The sequence below is a fragment of the Bacteroidales bacterium genome (genome assembly GCA_018334875.1).
Taxonomy (GTDB): Bacteria; Bacteroidota; Bacteroidia; order Bacteroidales; family UBA12077; genus JAGXLC01.
In genome coordinates this window covers 1-4,864 of the sequence record JAGXLC010000305.1, presented here as the reverse complement: position 1 = coordinate 4,864, position 4,864 = coordinate 1, and the positions used below count along the sequence as shown (strand labels likewise).

Sequence of the window (4,864 nt, the reverse complement as noted above, 5' to 3'; positions counted from 1 at the left end):
TCTGTAGAGCTTACCTTAACGCCACCCTGCTTAATGATCTCCAGAATGGAGCGCATCAGATGCTGATTGGTGCCCATGCGCCCGGTAACGCCGTTCATAATGATGCCTGTTTCGTGTTGCTTCATATTTTAAGATTTTGTTGTTTGTTTAGATGATTATCGTTTTTCAGTTGAATAAGCTGTCATTTATTGTCATTCGTTGTCATTCATGGTCATTGATTGTTTTCGTAGATGTGTTATCGGCCCGTAGGTTCAAATAGTTGGCAGTGGGCAAAAAGCAGTTGGCAAATCAGAAATTCTTAAGTCTTTCGCTGGATTCCAGCTTTTTAATTCGACAATCAAACTTTTAATCATCCTATAATGACTGCCAATGACCACTTAATGACAAACAATGACTATATTATAGTTCTATTATCCTGTCAATTTCTAACATTCTTTTTTGTCACTTTGCCAATTGTCAAGTAATTATTGTCCATTGCCAACTAACTCCAAGCCCTATAATTCCTGCAGATACAATCTAATGACCACCTAATGACAACATATGACCATTAATGACTATAGTATTTATAGTTTTACTGCCAGCTATAGTTTAATGGATTCCTTGCCAACTGCTGCTTTTTGCTCCTTGCCAACTTATTTTCTATATTAACTTTTACTTTGAATTTTTGCAGTTTCAATAAATTTTTATGCCCCCTGTAGCTACATCCCTTGCCAACTGCTCTTTGCTCCCGCAGAATGCGGGACCAATTGTATTACTATATCTATTTCCCTAAATTTGGTTCTGCAATATAGTAAGCTGCTTTTTGCCCCTTGCCAACTTAATCCCTTCAGTGATCATCATATTTATCTGCTAGCTGCGGCTTATCCGATTTGCCAACTGCCAACTGCCTCTTGCCAACTGAATATCAAACTCCTGTCAAACAATCAAACTCTTTGTCAAACTTTTAAATTCTTAGTCAAACTCTCAAACTTAATATACTACACATATTCCAAATAAGCTTTTACAATATTATCGAGGTATTCATCCTGATCCATCTCCCAATAGGCAGTCGAGAATATCTCCACCTCGTTCATGCCGTTAAATCCTGTATTTTCCACCCATTCCCTTATCTGTGGAACATTGATGCATCCCTCGCCCATCAGTCCGCGGTCGAGCAGGAAATCATTTGTCGGTACCTTCCAGTCGCATACATGAAAGGCCATTAAATTCCCGTTCCTGCCGCATCGTGCTATTTCCTGCTCCAGGTCTTCATCCCACCAGAGATGATACACATCCACAGCAATGCCCACATGAGGTGACTGTATGTCTTCAGCCATGTCATTGGCCTGCCTGAGCGTGTTGATGGCCGAGCGGGTGTCGGCGTACATGGGATGAAGCGGCTCAATGGCCAGTTTGACGTTGTGTTCCCTGGCTTGATCCAAAGTTTCTATTATGCCATTTTGGATCTGCTTCCTCGATTCCTCCAGGGATTGTTTGGGCTCGGCCCCGCATACCAGCACCACCATGGGCGCACCCAATGCTGCCGCTTCCTCAACAATCTTCTTGTTTTCTCCGATGGCCTCATTACGTTTTTGCCTATCCACATGGGGAAAGAACCCTCCCCGGCAGAGGGAGATTACTTCCAGCCCGTGGCCGCGTATCATCTCACCGGTTTTTGCAACATCCTTTCCCTCCAGGGCATTTCTCCATACCGTGATGCCTTTAACGCCTGCCTCTGCATACCTGGCCGCGGCCGTTTCAATATCCCAGGGCTTGTTGGTGATGGTATGAATGCAAAGTTTTGAAGTGTCATTAATTTCCGAAGCCATAAACAATCATTTTAAACAGTTAAAAAAGGTGTAGTAGGGCTCATTGCTGATCAGCCGGTGGATGTACAAAGCCACCTCCCTGATGTGGTAATCGCCCCACATGCTGGATTCTCCGTATGGGATTTTGCTTCCCGCCGGTATGTGGTCCCACCCGTTTGGGTGATGGTAGATGGAATGCAGCAACAGGCCCTGATGATCATCTTCCGTGCTCAGGTAGGTGTCCTCCAGCAGACGGCTGACCACCGTCAGTCCGGCCTGGAAATACCTGGTACCTTCCTCTTTTTCTCCTTTTTTTGAGAGATATTTTCCCAGCCGCAGCAGACCCTGGGCCCCGATGGCTGCCGCTGTGCTGTCCACCGGTTCATGATCGTTATAGGGATCTGCGGGTTGATTCAGATAATCTCCCATCTTATGCAGGTTGGGTGCGCCGGTATCCCAATAGGGAATTCCGTCTGTGGGTGTGTTGTTGATGAAAAAATCGCAGGTGGCCCGGGCAGCTTTCAGGTATCGCTCTTCCAATGTCTTTTTTCCGCCGTAGGCTTTCAATTCGTCTTCCGGTAATGTATCCAGGAATTCCAGCTCTTCAGGGAAGCCGCACATGGCCCATGAAAGTCCCCGCGTCCAGGTGGTGTATCCCGAATAGCCCTGCTGGGCGTTCGGGCAGCGGAAATTCCCGTCGTTCACATTGAAGATGCATTCATGTGCGGTACGCCCCCACTCATCAAAGGAATCCCTTCCTTCTCCGTAAAAAACGGAATATTTGGCCGTGGCATCCATGTGCCTGAGCATTCGGTCAAGCAAGTCGATGCGGCTGTCATGCTCGCCCAAAAAAACATGGCCCAGGGAATGGGCCAGTGCCAGTACCCTGCAAGTGCGGGCGGTATCCACAAACAGGGAATGGGGTCCGTTAAAGGTGTACATGTATCCACCGCCGTCAGCCGTGTTGGTCCAGCGGTTCGACTGCACGGCACCGGATACTTTCAATGCCAGCTCATAAAAGTTTTTTTCCCATTCATTGTAGGCTGTTTTGCCTTCAACCATCAGGCGCAACAGGTTTCCATAGGTGCTTACATTGTTGAACCCGTGATCATGGACACCCGTGTGCGTGAGGTGAGGAGCCATAATATCCAGCGTTTTGTTTCTTCCCGTTTCCAGGAATTCCTTCTCACCGGTGGCATCGAACTGCAGCAGTGAAGAACCGAACTGAAAGCCCTGTGTCCACTCGGTCCAGCCGCGGGTGGTGTATTTTCCTTTTACGGTGTAGACCGGCGAACCCTGCGCAGTATCGTAGTTGGCTTCAATATCCTTTATTTTCTTTCCGGAAAGCTCCCAGAAGCGATCCAGCTTGGATTTTAGATCTTCCGGGTTTAACTGTTGGTTGATTTGTAGCATAGCGGCATATTTTATAAGGATTTTTGCAGTTTGGTTTTCCTGATGATCAATGATAAGGCGGTGGTAATGACCAGCACGATGTACAATATGGATTCAATCAGAAATCCGTGAATTTCTGCCGGAACCAGATCAAACAGGGAAGCCAGAAATACAAACAGGGCTGTAAGGGATACAATAAACAGCTCTTTGCCCGGTGCTTCTTTTGCCAGCACACCCACAATTACCACAGGTGCCATCATGGAGGTGCCGGTAAAGCTCATTCGGGCCAAAAGCACCAGTTGATCACTCATGTAAGTGGAAAATATCAGTGTGATCACCGCGAAGATAAATATTCCAATCCTGGCCCACATCATCACCTTATTTTCCTTTCCTTTAAGGATCGAACGCAGTTCGGAACCCAATGCAAAAAGCTGGGCATTGGTGGTGGACAGCACAGCAGCAAACAAACCGATGATGGCCAGTGCCGCCACAGTATCTGCCTGATCAAACAACAAGGCATTCGAGAGAAAGTTGGAGGTGGTGGCATCGGTGTAGTTGATGGCTCCGTACATACCGATAAAAGCGGTCGGCAATATAATAAGCAAAGCAAAAACACCTACTCCAATGGCCATCCTGTGCATGGACCGAAGGCTCTTCATTACAGCGATCCGAATGGTAAAATGAGGCTGTGTAACGGGAATCAAAACCACGGCGATCAGTGAGGTAATGAGGAATTGCCTGTCAAATAATCCATTGGGGCCCGGAGTAGAAAGCAATTTGCTGTTTACTTCCTCCACACCGTTGAATAAAGAGGCAACTCCCCCCTCATATCCAATGCAAGTTGTCCCGATCAGCCATATCACCGTAAGCAATATAAGGCCCTGGATGGCATCGCTGTAAACAATGGCTTTCAGGCCACCAATTTCACTGTAGATCAGCATAAAAGTCACAATGATGGCCGACCATCCCCAGGCAGGAAGAGAACCGGGAAGGGTGGCATCAAGAAAGATGGATATGCCCCGGATCTGAATGGCCACATAGGGAATAAGAAAGATAAAGGCGCTGGTAAAAAGGGCGTAGCCAGCCCACTTGTTCCTGAAACACGACATCATCAAACCGGCAATGCCCTTAAATCCAAACCGGGTTGCCTGGCGCCTTAATTTATATCCGAACCAGAGGATGAGAAATACCATCACTGCATCGGAGACGGCCAGAAAAATCCAGGCACCAACGCCGTGGTTTCTGAAAAAGTCGGGCATCCCCATAAAGGTGAAAGCGCTGAATAAAGCTGCAGAATAGGTTAAAAATCCCAGGATAGAGGTGATGCTCTTGTTGGCCAGCATGAACTCGTCGGCTGTGCGGTGTCGCGAGTATGATTTTATCGAGGCAAATACCAGCAAACCGACATAAATGGCTGCAAAGATGATAAACCAGGTAGTCATTGGCTTTCCTCCCATCTTTTAGAACCCGGACAAATGAATGACCCGTAGAGGGTGAGGCCAACGATTGCCATTCCAATTAGGATACCGGTCCATAATGTGTAGGGAATCCCAAAAAGTTCCGGCTTGTATTGACCATAAGGTATTACTGCCGGGGTGAATGTCAGGATGATAAGGATGATCACAGTGGTGACAACCATATACCAGCGGGTTTTAACTTTGTTTTTCATAGATATTGGTTTTATT

The 4,864-nt window shown here is 46.9% G+C and carries 4 protein-coding genes; all 4 read right to left on the bottom strand.

What is annotated here, in order from left to right:
* Positions 1–977: 977 nt before the first annotated feature.
* The 4 genes from KGY70_16990 to KGY70_16975 are packed head-to-tail and all read right to left on the bottom strand — an operon-like array spanning position 978 to position 4,848.
* Positions 978–1,808 (bottom strand): sugar phosphate isomerase/epimerase, encoded by an 831-nt coding sequence (locus KGY70_16990; protein ID MBS3776897.1) that lies wholly within the window; start codon positions 1,806–1,808, stop codon positions 978–980.
* A gap of 6 nt (positions 1,809–1,814) precedes the next feature.
* Entirely contained in the window at positions 1,815–3,200 is a 1,386-nt protein-coding gene (locus tag KGY70_16985) for a glycoside hydrolase family 88 protein (protein MBS3776896.1), read from the bottom strand.
* 11 nt (positions 3,201–3,211) lie between these two features.
* On the bottom strand, positions 3,212–4,621 hold the full coding sequence (locus KGY70_16980) for a sodium:solute symporter family protein (GenBank protein ID MBS3776895.1): 1,410 nt from the start codon (positions 4,619–4,621) through the stop codon (positions 3,212–3,214).
* Positions 4,618–4,848: a hypothetical protein gene (locus KGY70_16975; protein MBS3776894.1), complete on the bottom strand. Its 231-nt coding sequence runs from the start codon at positions 4,846–4,848 to the stop codon at positions 4,618–4,620. Before KGY70_16975 ends, KGY70_16980 begins: the two co-directional genes overlap by 4 nt.
* Between the last annotated feature and the right edge of the window lie 16 nt (positions 4,849–4,864).